This window comes from Erwinia billingiae Eb661, assembly GCF_000196615.1.
Lineage (GTDB): Bacteria > Pseudomonadota > Gammaproteobacteria > Enterobacterales > Enterobacteriaceae > Erwinia > Erwinia billingiae.
In genome coordinates this window covers 4,492,463-4,510,456 of the sequence record NC_014306.1, presented here as the reverse complement: position 1 = coordinate 4,510,456, position 17,994 = coordinate 4,492,463, and the positions used below count along the sequence as shown (strand labels likewise).

20 protein-coding genes are annotated in these 17,994 nt (G+C 52.2%); 9 read left to right on the top strand and 11 right to left on the bottom strand.

Annotated features, from left to right (window positions below):
* Window positions 1-840 precede the first annotated feature (840 nt).
* Entirely contained in the window at window positions 841-3,171 is a 2,331-nt protein-coding gene (gene arcB, locus EBC_RS21920) for an aerobic respiration two-component sensor histidine kinase ArcB (RefSeq protein ID WP_013204059.1), read from the top strand.
* Window positions 3,172-4,048: 877 nt separating this feature from the next.
* On the top strand, window positions 4,049-4,771 hold the full coding sequence (gene mtgA / locus EBC_RS21915; RefSeq protein WP_013204057.1) for a monofunctional biosynthetic peptidoglycan transglycosylase: 723 nt from the start codon (window positions 4,049-4,051) through the stop codon (window positions 4,769-4,771).
* 47 nt (window positions 4,772-4,818) lie between these two features.
* Here the strand turns inward: mtgA and npr are convergent, their stop codons facing one another.
* The 11 genes from npr to EBC_RS21860 all read right to left on the bottom strand — a co-directional run bounded on the left by npr (window position 4,819) and on the right by EBC_RS21860 (window position 12,930).
* Window positions 4,819-5,091: a PTS phosphocarrier protein NPr gene (gene npr / locus EBC_RS21910; protein WP_013204056.1), complete on the bottom strand. Its 273-nt coding sequence runs from the start codon at window positions 5,089-5,091 to the stop codon at window positions 4,819-4,821.
* Window positions 5,088-5,942, bottom strand: coding sequence for an RNase adapter RapZ (gene rapZ / locus EBC_RS21905; RefSeq protein ID WP_013204055.1), 855 nt, complete (start codon window positions 5,940-5,942; stop codon window positions 5,088-5,090). The genes npr and rapZ overlap by 4 nt, the downstream gene beginning before the upstream one ends.
* Before the next feature lie 109 nt (window positions 5,943-6,051).
* Complete coding sequence (gene ptsN, locus EBC_RS21900; RefSeq protein ID WP_173363019.1) at window positions 6,052-6,534, bottom strand: PTS IIA-like nitrogen regulatory protein PtsN; 483 nt, start codon at window positions 6,532-6,534, stop codon at window positions 6,052-6,054.
* A 213-nt stretch (window positions 6,535-6,747) separates the two neighbouring features.
* Window positions 6,748-7,035, bottom strand: coding sequence for a ribosome hibernation promoting factor (hpf, locus tag EBC_RS21895; protein WP_013204053.1), 288 nt, complete (start codon window positions 7,033-7,035; stop codon window positions 6,748-6,750).
* Between the two features lie 22 nt (window positions 7,036-7,057).
* A complete protein-coding gene (gene rpoN / locus EBC_RS21890; protein ID WP_013204052.1) occupies window positions 7,058-8,491 on the bottom strand; it encodes an RNA polymerase factor sigma-54 in 1,434 nt (477 codons plus the stop codon).
* Between the two features lie 48 nt (window positions 8,492-8,539).
* A complete protein-coding gene (lptB, locus tag EBC_RS21885; protein WP_013204051.1) occupies window positions 8,540-9,265 on the bottom strand; it encodes an LPS export ABC transporter ATP-binding protein in 726 nt (241 codons plus the stop codon).
* Window positions 9,266-9,271: 6 nt separating this feature from the next.
* The gene (gene lptA / locus EBC_RS21880; RefSeq protein WP_013204050.1) at window positions 9,272-9,820 is read right to left on the bottom strand and encodes a lipopolysaccharide ABC transporter substrate-binding protein LptA; all 549 of its coding nucleotides are present in this window, start codon (window positions 9,818-9,820) and stop codon (window positions 9,272-9,274) included.
* Window positions 9,792-10,367 (bottom strand): LPS export ABC transporter periplasmic protein LptC, encoded by a 576-nt coding sequence (gene lptC, locus EBC_RS21875; protein ID WP_013204049.1) that lies wholly within the window; start codon window positions 10,365-10,367, stop codon window positions 9,792-9,794. The genes lptA and lptC overlap by 29 nt, the downstream gene beginning before the upstream one ends.
* On the bottom strand, window positions 10,364-10,930 hold the full coding sequence (kdsC, locus tag EBC_RS21870) for a 3-deoxy-manno-octulosonate-8-phosphatase KdsC (RefSeq protein WP_013204048.1): 567 nt from the start codon (window positions 10,928-10,930) through the stop codon (window positions 10,364-10,366). Before kdsC ends, lptC begins: the two co-directional genes overlap by 4 nt.
* 17 nt (window positions 10,931-10,947) lie before the next feature.
* The gene (gene kdsD / locus EBC_RS21865; protein ID WP_013204047.1) at window positions 10,948-11,934 is read right to left on the bottom strand and encodes an arabinose-5-phosphate isomerase KdsD; all 987 of its coding nucleotides are present in this window, start codon (window positions 11,932-11,934) and stop codon (window positions 10,948-10,950) included.
* Between the two features lie 15 nt (window positions 11,935-11,949).
* A complete protein-coding gene (locus EBC_RS21860) occupies window positions 11,950-12,930 on the bottom strand; it encodes a calcium/sodium antiporter (RefSeq protein WP_013204046.1) in 981 nt (326 codons plus the stop codon).
* 223 nt (window positions 12,931-13,153) lie between these two features.
* Here EBC_RS21860 and mlaF point away from each other — a divergent pair, with 223 nt between their 5' ends.
* The 7 genes from mlaF (at window position 13,154) to murA (ending at window position 17,962) form a co-directional block, all read left to right on the top strand.
* On the top strand, window positions 13,154-13,966 hold the full coding sequence (gene mlaF / locus EBC_RS21855; RefSeq protein ID WP_013204045.1) for a phospholipid ABC transporter ATP-binding protein MlaF: 813 nt from the start codon (window positions 13,154-13,156) through the stop codon (window positions 13,964-13,966).
* Between the two features lie 7 nt (window positions 13,967-13,973).
* The gene (gene mlaE, locus EBC_RS21850) at window positions 13,974-14,747 is read left to right on the top strand and encodes a lipid asymmetry maintenance ABC transporter permease subunit MlaE (RefSeq protein ID WP_013204044.1); all 774 of its coding nucleotides are present in this window, start codon (window positions 13,974-13,976) and stop codon (window positions 14,745-14,747) included.
* A 4-nt stretch (window positions 14,748-14,751) separates the two neighbouring features.
* Entirely contained in the window at window positions 14,752-15,300 is a 549-nt protein-coding gene (gene mlaD, locus EBC_RS21845) for an outer membrane lipid asymmetry maintenance protein MlaD (protein ID WP_013204043.1), read from the top strand.
* 11 nt (window positions 15,301-15,311) lie between these two features.
* A complete protein-coding gene (gene mlaC, locus EBC_RS21840; protein WP_013204042.1) occupies window positions 15,312-15,947 on the top strand; it encodes a phospholipid-binding protein MlaC in 636 nt (211 codons plus the stop codon).
* Complete coding sequence (mlaB, locus tag EBC_RS21835; RefSeq protein ID WP_013204041.1) at window positions 15,947-16,243, top strand: lipid asymmetry maintenance protein MlaB; 297 nt, start codon at window positions 15,947-15,949, stop codon at window positions 16,241-16,243. Before mlaC ends, mlaB begins: the two co-directional genes overlap by 1 nt.
* Window positions 16,244-16,367: 124 nt before the next feature.
* Window positions 16,368-16,622, top strand: coding sequence for a BolA family iron metabolism protein IbaG (gene ibaG / locus EBC_RS21830; RefSeq protein ID WP_013204040.1), 255 nt, complete (start codon window positions 16,368-16,370; stop codon window positions 16,620-16,622).
* Window positions 16,623-16,699: 77 nt separating this feature from the next.
* Window positions 16,700-17,962 (top strand): UDP-N-acetylglucosamine 1-carboxyvinyltransferase, encoded by a 1,263-nt coding sequence (gene murA, locus EBC_RS21825; protein ID WP_013204039.1) that lies wholly within the window; start codon window positions 16,700-16,702, stop codon window positions 17,960-17,962.
* Window positions 17,963-17,994: the final 32 nt, after the last annotated feature.

Below are 17,994 nucleotides of genomic sequence, written 5' to 3'. Positions count from 1 at the left end.
AAATAGCGTTCTTACTGAGGCTTTTGCGACCTTATGACAGCTCAGGCTATTGATGTGTAAGGATTTGTCGCCGTTTTTTCTACTAAACCCTGCAAGGCAAAGACCGCAATAAGTGTGAGCTGTCTCACTGTAGTGCAGGCGCCATATCTCTGCACCATGCTGGTGCTGGGGTTATTGGTAGGAGAATGTTCTGACAATTATACGCTATTTACTGAAAAATACTGTTTTTATCCCGTACGCTTATTTGAATTAAACAGCCGCCCATCATTAGTAAAATTAATCATCATCGCAATGAGTAAGTTCTCACTTAATGTGAATTGTTATTCGATAGGGTAATGGGTTAAGAGCGCAAAGATCTCACTATCACTATGAATTAGCCAGTTCAGTGAGGAAAAGCTGCAGAAGGACCGACCAGCGGATTATGCAGTTCAATAAAGCGTCCAGCCTCAGGGTGACAGAAAGATGACAAAAGATTTGGGCGACGACAGGTTTATTTTCAGGCAGGCGGTTTTTATGCTGTGGATCCAGCAAAGACGCAGCTTGCAGGCAGATAAGCGATCGCTATTTTATGCCAAACGTGCAGGTGAAAGTCCTCCTTAACAATTCGCCACAACCGCTCTCAACCAGGTCGAAGTAAGGCGATCGTGCCGGGCTTGTTTAACCGCGTGCCGTAGCAGAAATCCGTTAAGGTCCGTTTATTTCTTTGAATAAGTGAGTGCGTAAGCAGTCATTCAGCGCGGGTGCTGCACCAGGCTGGTGCGCTGATGCTTTGTACAGCTTACGTGGGTCTTTTAAGCTTTTACGGTATGATTGGGGCTATTGGCCCGGAAGGAATCTTTTATGAAACAAATTCGTCTCTTAGCACAATATTATGTCGACCTGATGGTCAAGCTGGGACTGGTCCGCTTCTCATTGTTGCTGGCTTCAGCGCTGGTGGTCCTGGCGATGATCGTTCAGATGGCGGTCACCATGGTATTGCGCGGTCATGTCGAAAGTATCGATATGGTTCGATCGGTGTTTTTTGGCCTGTTGATTACGCCGTGGGCGGTCTATTTTCTCTCAGTCGTCGTTGAGCAGCTTGAGGAGTCGAGGCAGCGCCTGTCGCGGCTGGTCGATAAGCTGGAAGAGATGCGTCACCGCGATCTTGAGCTGAATCAGCAGATGAAAGAAAACATCACCCAGCTGAATCACGAAATTGCTGACCGTATCAAAGCTGAAGAGGCGCGTTTGCAGGTGATGGCCAAGCTGAAGGAAGAGATGGCCCGGCGCGAGGAAGCGCAGATCGAACTTGAGCAACAATCCTCCTTCCTGCGCTCATTCCTGGATGCATCACCCGACCTGGTCTTCTATCGCAACATTGATCAACAGTTCTCGGGCTGTAACCGCGCGATGGAATTGCTGACGGGAAAAAGCGAAAAGCAACTGATTGGGCTGACGCCGCGCGATGTGTACGACGAAGATGCCGCCACTAAGGTATTGGAGACTGACGATAAAGTCTTCCGTCACAACGTGTCGTTAACTTACGAGCAGTGGTTGCAGTATCCGGATGGGCGCAAAGCCTGCTTCGAAATTCGTAAGGTGCCTTATTACGACCGCATTGGTAAACGCAGTGGGCTGATGGGCTTCGGACGCGACATAACGGAACGTAAGCGCTACCAGGACGCTTTAGAGAATGCCAGCAGGGAAAAGACCACATTTATCTCCACAATCAGCCACGAGCTTCGTACGCCGCTTAATGGCATCGTCGGCCTGAGCCGTATTTTGCTGGATACCGATTTAAATCAGGAGCAGCTCAAATACCTGAAAACCATCCACGTGTCGGCAATCACCCTCGGCAATATCTTTAACGATGTGATCGAGATGGACAAAATCGAGCGGCGTAAGGTCCAGCTGGATATTCAGCCGGTGGATTTTACCGGCTTCCTTGCCGATCTGGAAAACCTCTCCGGGCTGCTGGCCCAGCCGAAAGAACTGAAGTTTGTGCTCGACCCGCAACTGCCGCTGCCTCACAAAATCATGACCGATGGCACGCGCCTGCGGCAGATCCTGTGGAACCTGATCGGCAATGCGGTGAAGTTCACCCAGAAGGGCAGCATTATTGTTCGCGTGGCGTATCTGGGCGAAGACTGCCTGCGCTTCGAAGTGGAAGACTCCGGTATGGGGATCCCGCAGGACGAGCAGGACAAGATTTTTGCCATGTATTACCAGGTGAAAGACCAGCATGGCGGCAAGCCTGCCACCGGGACCGGGATTGGCCTGGCCGTTTCACGCCGGCTGGCACAGAGCATGGGCGGTGATATTACGGTTCACAGCGCGCCTGGCACAGGTTCCTGCTTTACCCTGACGGTGAATGCCCCACGTATCGCTGAGCAGCCGGAAGATCAGCAGCCAGCGGATGATATGCCGCTTCCTGCGCTTCACGTGCTGCTGGTTGAAGACATCGAGCTTAACGTGGTGGTTGCCCGCTCGGTGCTGGAAAAGCTCGGTAACAGCGTTGAGGTGGCGATGACGGGTGAAGAAGCACTCGCCATGTTCGACCCTGAAGAGTTTGATTTGGTGTTGCTCGATATTCAGCTTCCGGATATGACGGGCCTGGATGTCGCCCGTGAGATCCATCAGCGTCATGGCAAGCAACATTTGCCGCCGCTGGTCGCGTTGACCGCCAACGTGCTCAAGGACAAAAAAGAGTATCTGGATGCCGGGATGGATGACGTGCTGAGCAAACCGCTGGCCGTGCCGGCGCTGACCGCCATTATCAAAAAATACTGGGACTTTCAGCAAGATGAAGCCGAGGAAAGAAAAGTGGACGAGAAGAAACTGGGATTACTGGACGTCACCATGCTTGAGCAATATATCGAGCTGGTGGGCCCGCAGTTGATTTACCAGAGCATGGAGATGTTCGAGCAGATGATGCCGGGCTATCTGGACGTGCTGGACTCCAACATGATGGCGCGCGATCAGAAAGGGATAGCGGAAGAGGGGCACAAGATTAAAGGCGCGGCAGGTTCTGTGGGGTTGGTACATTTACAGCAGTTGGCGAAACAGATTCAAAGTCCGGAGCTGCCAGCCTGGTGGGACAACGTTCAGGAATGGATTGACGAGCTGAAGCAAGAGTGGCGGAACGACGTGGACGTGTTACGGGAATGGGTTTCGGACGCTGGAAAAAAATGACCCCGACCGAGGCCGGGGTGCGCGAATACTGCGCCAACACCAGGGAAATGGGTAACCTTGCGCTATTCTTAGAAGAAGAGTTTAAAAGCACAGGCGCGGTATTGGGTAAAACGCTCAGGAACTACCTTAGCAAATCTTACATCACATGTTACCAGATTCATTAAAATGTGTGATGTTGAGCAGCGATTTAAGACAGAAAACATTAATTTGATAACACAGTCAAGCTGGAAATGATTTTTTGCTTTGAATTGGTGGTTTTTTAAACGAATGTGGCGATTTTTTCGGGAATCCGATTGACGTGGTGGTGTAGCCAGCACGTCGGCGCGCTAGCAACGCTGCTAATCAAAAATGGTCAGACTGCTGAAAAGTTTAACTCTCTGTATAACATATTCTTTTTGTGAGATTACGGTCTCGGGAATGAAACCGTTTACAGGGCGAATGATAAAAGCGCAATTGGAAGTTTTTACCGATTAATGAAGGCGCATTTAATAACTTTTGCGATCTGGATGAAGCGCTTATCTTGTTAGCCCAGTAAAAGCCCCTATTCAGAATCTTCTCAGGGTTTTGGGCTGCTTCCGACCTGTTTTGCAAATGCTTAGGTAAGAAATTTATAAGCTATGCGAATCTTTTTTTATCAACTGATTCGGACCGCTTAACTGATGTTCCTGAGGATGTTTTACGTTCGTTTGTTCTATGGAACCGATTCCTGAAGTGCGGAAGTGGTTGAAGCGGCTAGGACATTTTAATTCTGGCCGGGCTTTATCCCTTAAAAGCGCCTTTTGTTGGCAATGTTAGCGTCAGGTTCTTGTTTAAGAAGAAAAGTGTCATACAGCTATCCTCTTACAGGAATTGATAAGATAGTCATGGATATTATGGTATGAAAAAACGAAACAAAAAGGGTTTTCAACTGCTCAAAACGTGGGTTTTACGCGCGTTTTTGACCGTGATTGGCGTGTGGGTTGCGGGTATTTTACTGTTTTCATTTCTGCCGGTACCGTTCTCCGCTGTTATGGTAGAACGACAGCTAGGTGCCTGGTTTAGCGGCAATTTTAGTTATGTCGCGCACTCTGACTGGACCAGCATGGATGACATTTCCCCCTGGATGCCGCTGGCGGTAATGGCCTCTGAAGATCAGAAATTCCCGACGCACTGGGGTTTTGATGTGCAGGCCATTCAATCAGTGCTGGATAACGAAGAGGGTGGGCGGATCCGCGGCGCATCGACCCTGTCTCAGCAGACCGCCAAGAACGTCTTTTTATGGGATGGCAGAAGCTGGGTACGCAAAGGCTTAGAAGCGGGCCTGACGGTGGGAATTGAAACCGTCTGGACCAAAAGACGTATTCTGACCGTTTACCTGAATGTGGCCGAGTTTGGTGACGGCGTTTTCGGCGTTGAGGAAGCCTCTCAGCGCTACTTCCATAAGCCGGCGAGTCGTCTGACGATGTCTGAAGCCGCGCTGTTAGCGGCCGTATTACCGAATCCAATTCGTTTTAAAGCCGATGCACCGTCAGGCTATATCCGTCAGCGCCAGCAGTGGATTTTGCGCCAGATGAGGCAGCTTGGGGGAGAGGGATTTTTACGCGAACATAAGCTGATGTGAGAACGTTTTCCCAGGCATAATCGGTGATTATGCCTGGGATAAAACGGTTAATCTTCGTCGAAACCGGCGTTAAAAAGCTCAATTACCGCACTCAGCGCCTTCTCTTCTTCCGGGCCAGAGGCTTCAATTTCAATATGGCCGCCCTTGGCTGAATCCAGCATCAGCAGCGCTATCACGCTGCTGGCCTCCGCTTCAGTGCCACTCTCATTACGCAGTAACACTTCCGCATCAAAACTCTGCACCAGTTCGAAAAGCTTCATGGCCGGGCGCGCGTGCATTCCCAGCTTATTTTTGATCTCAACGGTTTGCCTGACAGTCATGATTTACGTTTTTCCAGCGTGCGATGACGGGACTGGACATTTTTACCGCGAGAGCGGAAATAGTCAGCCAGCTGTTCAGCGATATAGACGGAACGGTGTTTACCCCCGGTACAACCGATGGCAACAGTAAGATAGCTGCGGTTGTTGGTTTCCAGCATCGGCAACCACAATTCCAGATAGCTTCGGGTCTGATAAATGAAGTTATGCACTTCCGTATGGCGGTCGAGAAATGCCGCTACCGGGCGATCCAGGCCGGTCATCGGACGCAGTTTGGGATCCCAATGGGGATTCGGCAAAAAGCGCACATCGAAGACGTAGTCAGCATCAATAGGAATACCGTGCTTATAGCCGAAGGATTCGAAAACCATCGTCAGCTCGCGCTCGCGTTTACCCAGTAAGCGCGTCCGCAGCATCTCGGCCAACTCGTGCACCGACATCTCGGAGGTATCAACAATCAGGTCTGCGCGAGAGCGCAGCGGTTCCAGCAGCTCATTCTCTTCGTCAATGGCGCTCTCCAGCGATAAATTCTTGCTGGAAAGAGGGTGCAGGCGGCGAGTATCGCTATAGCGACGGATCAGCGTGTTGCGGTCGGCATCGAGAAACAGCAGTTGAGGAGAAAAGCTGTCCGGCAGGCTGGTCAGGGCTTTTTCGAACACTTCTGGTGACTCAGGCATATTGCGCACGTCGATGCTGACCGCAGCAGACATGTTGCGGTCGGCCAGAGAATTGGCCAGTTCAGGCAGTAAAACCACGGGTAAGTTATCCACGCAGTAAAAGCCCATATCCTCCAGTGCTCTCAAGGCGACAGACTTACCCGATCCCGATCGACCGCTGACAATCATCAGCACCATGACTTGTTCTCCTGAATTTGCCTGTTTGAGGGTATTCAGCCCTGGCTGCTAAGGCCGCCAGAATAACCCACATGCTTAAAATGGGCCGGGGCTTCCACGCCCGGTATGATCAGTGGCTCTCCTCAGGAGTCTCAGCCATGATCTCGTAAAGCTCTTCATCAGTCTGCGCAGCACGCAGGCGGCGACATACGGTTTTATCCGCCAGACGTTTGGCAACCAGCGACAGCGTATGCAAATGCGTTTTGCACTGATCGGCAGGTACCAGTAAGGCGAAAAGCAGATCTACCGGTTGATTATCAATGGCATCAAAAGCGATCGGCTGATCGAGGCGGATAAAAACGCCCACCGCACGCAGGGTGTCTTCTACCAGCTTGCCATGCGGGATCGCGATACCATTACCAATTCCGGTACTGCCCATACGTTCACGGGTCAGAATCGCTTCGAAGATGGTCTGGTGCGGAAGGTTAAGCTGTTTAGCCGCCAGCTCGCTGATGATTTCCAGCGCCCGCTTCTTACTCTGGCAATGGACGCCGCTGCGGGTGCAGGACACATTCAGTACCGAGCTCAGTTCCAGTGTTAATTCATTGTTCATCATAGTTTCACTTACGTGTTCACTTCTGCCTGGCAAAATTACGGGACACATCTTCACCTGAGAAGAGGGGAGAGGGTCATCGGTCGACTGCTCAGCCTGCCTGATTGATTAACGGCCCGGCTCCCCGGTTAAAGGGAGCCGAGCCGGTTATCTTACGTCATGCCTGATCCTAAGATTAGGGTGGCGAAGAAATAATCAATGCTTGAGTGAAATTTAGTGCTGCTTCAGCTTGTCTTTATGTTTATTGAGCTGGCGCGTCAGCTTGTCTATCAAGCCGTCAACCGCCGCGTACATATCTTTCCCTTCCGAGGTGGCATGCAACTCACCGCCATTCACATGCAAAGTCGCATCCGCTACCTGAGTGACCTTTTCGACCTTCAGTACAATATAGACCTGATTAATTCGATCAAAGTACTGTTCCAGTTTGGCAAATTTGGTCGTCACGAAATCACGCAATGGTTCAGTGATTTCCACGTTCTGCCCGGTAATGTTGAGTTGCATACGTTCTTCCTTATCTGTTCGATCAGACCAGCTGTTTGCGCTGGTTTGAGGGCGGGATGGATAAAGACTCTCGGTACTTTGCGACAGTGCGGCGCGCTACCATGATCCCTTGATTAGAGAGCAAGGTCGTGAGCTTGCTGTCGCTCAGTGGTTTGGCGGGATTCTCCGCCGAGATTAATTTTTTCACCAGTGCACGTATCGCCGTGGAGGACGCTTCGCCACCACTGTCGGTGTTGACGTGACTGGAGAAAAAATACTTCAATTCAAAAATTCCGCGCGGACTGTGCAGATACTTCTGCGTGGTCACGCGCGAAATGGTGGATTCATGCATATCCACGGCACTGGCGATATCCGCCAACACCATCGGGCGCATAAATTCCTCGCCCTGTTCAAAAAAAGCCTGTTGCTGATCGACGATGCAGCGCGTCACTTTCAGCAGCGTGTCGTTACGGCTTTCCAGACTTTTTATCAGCCACTTCGCTTCCTGCAAATTGCTGCGGATAAACTGGCTGTCACTGTCGTTACGCGTCGAACCGCCGAGTGAAGCGTAATGCTGATTAATCTTCAGCCTGGGTACGCTGTCTGAGTTCAGTTCCACCGTCCAGCGATTGCTGGCTTTGCGCACCAGCACATCCGGGATGACATATTCCGGCTCGGTAGTATTAATCGACTGACCCGGACGCGGATCGAGCGACTGAATCACCTGCATGGCGTTTTTAAGCACGTCTTCCTTCAGCCGCGTCACGCGCATCAGGCTACGGAAGTCATGATTAGCCAGTAAGTCCAGATGTTCGCTGACAATCAGCCGTGCCTCTTTCAGGCACAAGGCCTCAGGCGGGAACTGGGAAAGCTGGACCAGCAGGCAATCCCGCAGATCGCGGGCACAGACGCCAACGGGATCGAAGCGCTGGACGCGTTTCAATACCGCTTCCACTTCATCCATGGTCAGTTCATCGTTGCCAATGCTGTCGAGGATCTCATCCAGCGAGGCGGTCAGATAACCGGTGTCGTCCACGGCATCGACGATCGAGGTCGCGATCGCCCGGTCAGTTTCGGTAAACGGGGTTAGCTCCACCTGCCACATCAGGTAATCCTGAAGGGTCTGCGTGGTTTCACCCTGATAGACCGGCAGCTCGTCGTCGTGATAATCGGTTCCGGTGCCTGACGGCGTTCCGGCGGTATAAATTTCGTCCCAGGTCGCATCCAGAGGCAGTTCTTCGGGCATGTCTTTCTGTTCCAGCGCTTCCCTGGTATCCAGAGCCTCTTTCTCCTGATATTCGCGTACGTCCACTTCCTCATGAATGTCGGTTTGTTCAAGCAACGGATTACTTTCCAGCGCCAGCTGAATTTCCTGCTGTAGTTCAAGCGTAGAGAGCTGCAGCAAACGGATCGCCTGTTGCAGTTGTGGCGTCATGGCAAGCTGTTGGCTAAGCCTGAGTTGCAAACCTTGCTTCATATTCAGGATACTAATTCCTCGAAAATCTTACCTGGTTTTAACACCTTATCAGAGTCTGAACTCTTCGCCCAAATAGACTCTTTTAACTTGTTCATCCTCCAGAATTTCTGCCGGAGTTCCATGAGCAATTAAGTGCCCCTGGCTGACGATGTAAGCGCGCTCACATACCGCCAGCGTTTCACGCACGTTATGGTCGGTGATCAGCACGCCAAGGCCGCTGTCACGCAGGTGTTCGATAATCTTTTTGATATCAATAACTGAAATCGGGTCTACACCGGCAAAGGGCTCATCAAGAAGGATGAACTTTGGATTGGCGGCCAGCGCGCGGGCAATCTCAACACGACGGCGTTCGCCACCGGATAATGCCTGACCCATGCTGTTGCGCAGATGCTCGATGTGGAATTCGTTCATCAGCTCATTGGCGCGGTCTTCGCGTTGTTCTGTGGTCAGATCGTCGCGGATCTGCAGCACGGCCATCAGGTTGTCATAGACGCTCAGGCGGCGGAAGATCGACGCCTCCTGCGGCAGATAGCCAATCCCACGGCGAGCGCGGGCGTGCAACGGTAAGATACTGATGTCTTCATCATCAATGATGATACGACCCGCATCACGCGGCACAATGCCAACTACCATATAAAAGGTGGTGGTTTTGCCGGCGCCATTTGGACCTAACAGGCCAACAATCTCACCGGATTTGACCTGCAAACTGACATCTTCGACCACGCGACGGCCTTTGTAAGCCTTCGCCAGGTTTTCCGCAATTAACGTAGCCATAGCTGATTAGTTACTCTTTTTTGGGCCGGTAGACTGGGTGCCTTTGTCCTGCAACTGGGAAGGAACCAGGATGGTAGTCACGCGTTTACCGCTGCTGCCATAAGCCTGCATTTTCTGATCTTTCACCAGATAGGTTATCCGATCACCCTTCACGTTGCTGTCGAGCTGCTCCAGATAAGCATTACCGGTCAGCTCGACAAAATCTTTCGCCAGCTCATAATGCATTTTCTGCGCATGGCCTTTCACCGGCTTACCGTTGTCCTGCATCTGGTAGAAGGTGGCAGGATTACCATAGGCATCGACGATGGTTTTCTTGCTGTCGCCATCCGGGCGAGTGACCACGACTTTGTCCGCGGTGATTTTGATCGAGCCCTGGGTCACGATGACGTTGCCGGTAAAGGTGGCAACGTTACCCTGCATATCAAGGGCCTGATTTTCGGAATCGACATTCACCGGTTTATCGGAGTCGCCGGTCAGCGCCAGAGCGGGCAGGCTGGTAGCCAGCAGCAAGCTGAGCGCCAGGAACTTAAGGTTGTTTTGCATTTTGGATTTCATAAGAGGTTTTGACCTTTTCAATCAGCTCGGCTGTTTTCTTCCGTAAATTTCCACGCATCTTCATCCCGGTAGAGTTGAAGCTACTGCCATAAAGTGTGACCTGATCATCCGACGTTACATCCTGGGTGACGAGGTTCACTATGGCATTATCGGTCTTAATCCGCTCAAGTTGAGCATCCTGAGTCAGGCTGTTGACCTCTACGTGGCCGTAAAGATACAGCATACGGTCATTGGTCAGCTTGGCTTTGTCTGCCCGGATAGACCAGGTCGGAATTTTGTTTTCGTCGTACGTGGTCATCACCGGGTTTTCGAACCAGCTGACGGCCTCAGTGGAAAAATAGGTCACTTTATCCGACACCAGCTTGTAGTTCAGACCACCCTGAGGGTTGTAGACCACAGTATTTGAGCTCTGGCTGGTGTAGGTGGGATTCTGGTCGCTGTTGGCAACAGGTTGTGCGCTGTCATCCGGACCGGCCAGATTCCAGCCAATCAGTACAATGGCCACCAATGCCAGTAACAGCGTGATCCAACGTCTGGTTTTACTCATACAGACTGCCCTTTGGCCTCATCAAACTTATCCTGTGCTATCAAAATCAGATCGCAAATTTCACGCACCGCTCCCCGACCACCGGCAATACGGGTTACGTAGTTTGCGCGAGGAAGCAGGACCGGGTGGGCATCAGCCACGGTAACGCTGAGACCGACTTCGGCCATCACCGGCCAGTCAATCAGGTCGTCACCGATGTAAGCCACCTGCTCGGGGCGAAGTGCTAGTGTATCCAGAAGTTCACGGAAGGCCAAAAGCTTATCAGATTGTCCCTGGTAAAGATGCGTAATCCCGAGGGTGGCACAGCGATCTTCCAGCAATTTTGCCTTCCGGCCGGTAATAATGGCCACTTCCACGTCGGATGTCAGCAGGCAACGAATACCATAACCGTCGCGGACGTTGAAAGCTTTCAGCTCTTCTCCGCTGTTACCCTGATAGATCACGCCATCGGACATGACGCCATCAACATCACAAATCAACAGCCTGACCTCGCGCGCGCGGGTCATGACATCAAGGCTCACCTCGCCATAGCAAGTTTCAACCCACTCTGCAGCAGTACTCATTTGTCTTCTGTTCCTTGTTAAACCACGCCAGCGCGCAGCATGTCATGCATATGCACCACGCCCAGCAGCGTGTCACCGTCAGCCACCATCACGACGGTAATATTCCTGCTTTGCATCAGGTTGAGCGCATCCACCGCCAGCAGATTTGGGCGGACCCGAATGCCGCCTGAGGTCATTACGCTGGCAATGTCGGCCGTCTGGAAATCAATGCCCATATCAAACACCCTGCGCAGGTCACCATCGGTAAAGATGCCTTCAATCTTCATCAGATCGTTGCAAATCACCGTCATGCCCATGTTTTTGCGGGTAATTTCAAGCAGCGCATCCCGCAAAGAAGCCTCGCGGCTGACATGCGGGATCTCATCACCGGTATGCATAATATCATTGACCGTTAACAACAGCTTACGGCCAAGTGCGCCGCCCGGATGGGACAGGGCAAAGTCTTCGGCAGTGAAGCCTCGCGCTTTTAACAGCGCAACCGCCAACGCATCTCCCATCACCAGTGTCGCGGTGGTGCTGGTGGTCGGCGCCAGGCCCAGAGGGCAGGCTTCCTGCGGTACTTTAACACACAGATGAATATCAGCGGCACGACCCATCGCGCTCTCGGGTTTGCTGGTCATGCAAATCAGTGAGACGTGGAGCCGCTTTAACACCGGGATAAGGGCCAGAATTTCAGAGGATTCGCCGGAATTGGAGATGGCGATGACAATATCGCCCGCGCTTACCATGCCTAAATCGCCGTGGCTGGCTTCAGCAGGATGAACAAAGAAAGCGGGTGTACCAGTGCTGGCAAAGGTCGCGGCCATCTTTTTGCCGATGTGACCCGACTTGCCCATGCCCATTACCACGACTTTCCCTGAACAGCTGAAGATGCGCTGACACGCCTGGGTGAAATCGTCGTTGATGTATTGATCAAGCTGCTCCAGGCCCTGACGTTCGATATTCAGGACATCTTTCCCGGCTTGCTGAAAGTCAAAGCCGGGTTCGAGGTTGCCAGGTGCCATAATTTCCATTCCTTTTTACCAGAGGGTAGCCGAAGGCAGCCAGTAGAGCAGTGCAACCCAGGCAACAAAGCCAGAGAGCAGTAGCGCACCGGCCACGCGGCCGATACAGCGGCTGCGCTGTAAACAGATTAAGGTAAATAGCGCGCTGACGCCCAGCATGACCCAATAGTCACGAGCGAACGCGTGCATATCAATATCCCCTGGGTGAATCAGTGCCGGAACGCCCAGGACAATCGCAATATTGTAGATGTTGGAACCAATAAGGTTGCCAATAGCGATATCATCTTCGCCTTTGAGTGCGCCCGCGATCACCGTCGCCAGTTCAGGCAGGCTGGTGCCAACGGAAATCACCGTCAGGCCAATAATCAGTTCGCTGATGCCGAAGAAGTCCGCAATCACCGTGGCGTTATCGATGACCATCCGCGTAGACATCGGCAGAATAATCAACGCCACCGCCAGCCATAAAAAAGCGACGGTATTACCGGTATCGTCGCGCGGCAGCTCAGCCAGCTGCTCTCGTGTCAGCGAGTCGTTGTTTTCGCGTTCGGCTTTACGGGCAATTTTGATAATAAAGAGTAAATAAGCCGCCGCAATGGCGATCAAGGCCACGCCATCATTGCGGCTGAGGTTATTATCAAACAGCATTACGCCGCATAATAATGTGACCAGCAGCATCAGTGGCAGTTCACGACGAACCAGATTTGAATGCACCGTAAGGGGATGAAGCAGGGCCGCACCACCGAGGATCAGCAAAATGTTGGTAATGTTCGATCCCATGGCCGTGCCCACGGCGATGTCCATCTGTCCATGGGTTGCTGCGGAGAAAGAGACAATCAGCTCAGGTAGCGAGGTGCCTATTCCGACCACCGTCATACCAATAATCAGCGGAGGAATGCCCAGCGCGCGGCTCAGAATAGCGGCACTGAAGACCAGACGATCGGCACCATATACCAGCAGAACTAAACCGATAACCAACAGTGCTATAGCTACGAGCATGAAATGTCCTTTGATCGGGTATAATCGTCGGCTGGCCTTGCGCGACGAGTAAAGCAAGGGTGTTAAGTTATTGTGCTGATTTTGACGGTCTGGGAGCGAAAAGTAAAACTTATGCCAACTTTAGCCACGTCTTCGAGGTAAGTTTCTGTAAAAGTGTCCTGTCCGATGGGTTATACGCTACCATCGGAGATAAATTTAATGCCTGAAATGTGGAGAGGTAACTATGAGCCAGACGGAGACGAATTTGGTGGATGTCCGGGGCGTGAGCTTTGCCCGTGGAGATCGCCCAGTATTCGATAACATCTCGCTGACTGTGCCAAAAGGGAAAGTGACCGCTATTATGGGGCCATCAGGCATTGGTAAAACCACCTTATTACGTCTGATTGGTGGCCAGTTACGCCCTGACAGCGGAGAAATCTGGTTTAACGGCGAAAATATTCCCAGCCTGACTCGCTCTCGCTTATATGAAGCCAGAAAAAAAATGAGCATGCTGTTCCAGTCCGGTGCACTGTTCACTGATCTTACCGTCTTTGATAATGTTGCCTGGCCGCTGCGTGAACACACTCAGCTTCCCCCGCAGTTGCTGCACAGCACGGTGATGATGAAACTGGAAGCGGTAGGATTACGCGGAGCGGCACAGCTGAAACCTTCCGAACTTTCAGGCGGCATGGCACGCCGTGCGGCGCTGGCCCGTGCGATTGCCTTAGAGCCTGACCTGATCATGTTCGATGAGCCTTTCGTCGGCCAGGATCCCATTACCATGGGCGTGCTGGTTAAACTGATTGATGAACTCAACCATTCGCTGGGGATGACCTGCATTGTGGTTTCTCACGATGTTCCGGAAGTGCTCAGTATCGCTGACTACGCTTATATTATTGCCGGGCAGAAGGTGATTGCTCAGGGAACGGCTAAATCCCTGCATGAAAATGAAGATGCGCGTGTCCGCCAGTTTATTGATGGTATCGCCGATGGTCCGGTACCGTTTCGTTTTCCTGCAGGCGATTATCTGCAAGACTTAACCGGTTCAGGGAGTTAACTAACTGATGTTTTTACGTGCGCTTGGACGACAGGGGATCAATACCTGTGCTTCCTTTGGTCGTGCCGGATTAATGCTCTTTCACGCGCTGGTGGGTATTCCACGCTTTCGCAAGCACGCGCCACTGCTGATAAAACAGCTTTACAGTATTGGTGTACTGTCACTGCTGATCGTTGTGGTATCGGGCTTATTTATTGGCATGGTACTGGGATTGCAGGGCTATCTGGTATTAAACACCTACGGTGCCGACAGCAGTCTTGGCATGTTAGTGGCGCTTTCGCTATTGCGCGAGCTGGGGCCGGTTGTGACCGCGCTGCTGTTTGCGGGCCGGGCTGGCTCTGCCTTAACGGCGGAAATTGGCCTGATGAAAGCCACTGAACAGCTCTCCAGTATGGAGATGATGGCGGTCGATCCGCTACGCCGGATTATTTCACCCCGGTTTTGGGCGGGCTTTATCAGCATGCCATTGCTGACGCTGATTTTTGTGGCGGTTGGTATCATGGGCGGCGCGATTGTTGGCGTCAGCTGGAAAGGCATCGACAGCGGGTTCTTCTGGTCGGCGATGCAAAATGCTGTTGATGTGCGCACGGACATTCTTAACTGCGTAATCAAAAGTGCGGTCTTCGCCTTCACGGTGACCTGGATTGCTCTGTTCAATGGCTATGATGCTATCCCAACTTCGGAAGGGATTAGCCGGGCAACCACTCGCACTGTGGTACATGCTTCTCTGGCGGTACTCGGTTTAGATTTTGTGCTGACTGCACTGATGTTTGGGAACTGATTCAATGCAAACGAAAAAAAGCGAAATTTGGGTAGGTGTGTTTTTATTACTGGCGCTGTTTGCGGCACTGTTTCTTTGCCTGCGCGTGGCGGATTTGCAATCGCTGGGCAGCACGCCAACCTGGAAACTCTATGCGACTTTCGACAATATTGGCGGCCTGAAAAGCGGATCACCGGTCAAAGTGGGCGGTGTGGTGATTGGTCGGGTATCCGACATTGAACTTGATCCAAAAACTTACTCGCCGCGCGTTACGATGGATATCGAAGACCAATATAATCAACTGCCTGACACCAGCTCGCTGGCAATCAGAACCTCCGGTCTGTTGGGGGAGCAATTCCTGGCGCTGAATGTCGGTTTTGACGATCCCGATATGGGAACCGCTATGCTTAAAGATGGTAGCACCATTCAGGACACCAAATCGGCGATGGTGCTTGAAGACCTGATTGGCCAGTTCTTGTATAAGAGCGGCAATGGTAATGAGAAGAAAGATGATTCGTCGGCGGCACCGGAAGCTAACGGGCAACCCGCGCCGGCGGCTACGACTACACCATAAGAGGACAAGTCATGTTTAAACGTTTCCTGATGATGGCAATGCTGGTTATTGCCCCGGTTGCAGCCAATGCGGCAGCAGATCAAACCAATCCTTATCAGCTGATGAACGAAGCGGCAGGGAAAACCTTCACCCGGCTGAAGACCGAGCAGCCTAAAATCAAACAGGATCCTGACTATCTGCGTCAGATCGTGCGTGAAGAGCTGTTGCCGTATGTGCAAATCAAATACGCCGGCGCGTTGGTGTTAGGTCGCTATTACAAAGATGCGACGCCTGCGCAGCGCGATGCGTACTTCAAAGCCTTTGGTGATTATCTGGCACAGGCCTATGGTCAGGCGCTGGCGCTGTATAACGGGCAGACTTACCAGATTGCTCCTGAGCAATCCTATGCAGACAAAACCATTATCGCGATCCGCGTCACCATTGTTGATCCGAACGGTCGTCCACCTGTGCGTCTGGATTTCCAGTGGCGCAAAAACAGCCGCAGCGGCGACTGGCAGGCGTATGACATGATTGCTGAAGGGGTAAGCATGATTACCACTAAGCAAAATGAGTGGAGCGACACGCTGCGTCAGAAGGGCATCGATGGCCTGACCGAGCAGCTGAAGTCTTATGCTAAACAGCCTATCACGTTGGATAAACAGCAGTAATGAGCGATCAACTGAGCTGGCGTCTTGAGGCAAACCAGTTACATTTGTCCGGCGAACTGCAGCGCGAAACCCTGTTAGCGCTGTGGAAGCAGCGCGAGACGGTAATGAAACAGATCGATACAATCGACGTTTCTGAACTGGATCGGGTTGATTCGGCTGGGCTGGCGCTGCTGGTCCATCTGCGGCAGATAGCATTACAACAGGGCAAAGCGCCCCAATTTACGGGCATCAACGATAAACTTCATTCGTTGATTACCCTGTATAACTTGCAGCAGATCATTGTTTCCCGCGGATAAAATGCCTGGCGGAAACTGAACAGAAAGAGCCCCTGCACCGTCAGGGGCTTTTTGCTTGTTTAAGATAGCGGCACTTTCCACTAATATGTGTGCCTGTTTATCATCTATTAAATTTAGAAGCCTCATGGAAACTAGTGAAATTCAATCCGTGCTGATGGGCGCGTTACCGTTGCAGGAAGTCCACGTTACTGGCGATGGCAGCCATTTTCAGGTTATCGCGGTAGGCGAACTGTTTGCCGATCTCAGCCGGGTCAAAAAACAGCAGACTGTTTATGCACCGCTGATGGCGTATATCGCTGACAACCGCATGCACGCAGTCTCCATCAAAACATTTACCCCTGAAGAGTGGGCGCGCGACCGTAAGTTAAACGGTTTTTAAGCTGTTTCGCTGTGGTCACCGCGCAAGATCGTGGTGAGGCGAACAGACCTTTATTTTTTTAAAAGAGAGCTGGTGCAATGGATAAATTTCGTGTGCAGGGTCCGACCCGTTTAAGCGGGGAAGTCACTATTTCCGGCGCAAAAAACGCTGCGCTGCCGATCCTGTTCGCCGCTCTGCTGGCGGAAGAGCCTGTAGAGATTCAGAATGTCCCGAAACTGAAGGACATCGATACCACCATGAAGCTGTTAAGCCAGCTGGGTGTTAAGGCTGAGCGTAACGGTTCTGTGCATCTGGATGCCAGTGACGTCAATATCTACTGCGCACCTTATGATCTGGTGAAAACCATGCGCGCTTCCATCTGGGCGCTTGGCCCGCTGGTGGCCCGTTTTGGTCAGGGGCAGGTTTCTCTGCCTGGCGGTTGCGCCATCGGTGCCCGCCCTGTTGACCTGCACATTACCGGTCTGGAACAGCTGGGTGCTGAGATCAAGCTTGAAGAAGGCTATGTGAAAGCGTCCGTCGATGGCCGTCTGAAAGGCGCACATATCGTGATGGATAAGGTCAGCGTTGGCGCGACCGTTACCATCATGAGCGCAGCCACACTGGCTACCGGTACGACGGTTATCGAGAATGCTGCGCGCGAGCCAGAAATTGTGGACACCGCGAACTTCCTGAACACCTTGGGTGCGAAAATCACCGGTGCCGGCAGCGACCGTATTACCATTGAAGGCGTTGAGCGTCTGGGCGGCGGAGTTTACCGCGTTCTGCCTGACCGTATTGAAACGGGAACCTTCCTGATTGCTGCGGCGATTTCTGGCGGAAAAGTCCTTTGTCACGCGACTCAGCCGGACACGCTGGATGCCGTACTGGCTAAGCTGCGTGAAGCCGGTGCAGAAATTCAAACCGGTCCGGACTGGATCAGTCTGGATATGCATGGCAAGCGGCCTAAAGCGGTCAACTTCCGCACTGCGCCGCATCCGGGCTTCCCAACGGATATGCAGGCTCAGTTCAGCTTGCTGAATCTGGTGGCAGAAGGCACCGGTGTGATCACCGAGACCATCTTCGAAAACCGCTTTATGCACATCCCGGAGCTGATCCGTATGGGTGCGCATGCTGAGATAGAGAGCAACACCGCGATTTGTCATGGTGTTGAGAAGCTCTCCGGTGCTCAGGTAATGGCGACCGATCTGCGTGCGTCAGCCAGCCTGGTTCTGGCAGGTTGTATCGCAGAAGGCACCACAATTGTTGACCGTATTTATCATATCGACCGTGGCTATGAGCACATCGAAGATAAACTGAAGGCGCTGGGCGCGAACATTGAGCGCGTGAGCGGCGAAGAGTAATTTTTTCGTCCTCAGCAATGAAAGGCGGTAGG